The sequence below is a fragment of the Lysinibacillus sp. GbtcB16 genome (genome assembly GCF_019091145.1).
Lineage (GTDB): Bacteria > Bacillota > Bacilli > Bacillales_A > Planococcaceae > Lysinibacillus > Lysinibacillus fusiformis.
In genome coordinates this window covers 1-242 of record NZ_JAGXJV010000787.1, presented here as the reverse complement: position 1 = coordinate 242, position 242 = coordinate 1, and the positions used below count along the sequence as shown (strand labels likewise).

Genomic DNA, 242 nt, shown 5'->3' with positions numbered 1-242 from the left:
CATAGTCATCGAACTTGTCGATCGGCTCTTTGCCCATCACGAACTTCACGAACATTTCTTCCTTGTAGCTCGCAATCGCTGTATTTAATTTGGCCAGCTCCTTGCTTTCTTCGGCTGTCGGCGTCAAGAAGAGCGGCATCACATGCTTGGCGGCATCCGTCTGTTCCCAGATCTTGATCGCTTCATCCTGCTCCTTGAACGTGTTGAAGCTCTTCCGGCTATCGCCCAGGAACGGACCGTTC

1 pseudogene is annotated in these 242 nt (G+C 52.1%); it reads right to left on the bottom strand.

Annotated features, from left to right (window positions below):
• A pseudogene (locus KVT27_RS25900) lies at positions 1-242 on the bottom strand (extracellular solute-binding protein); the annotation flags it as partial.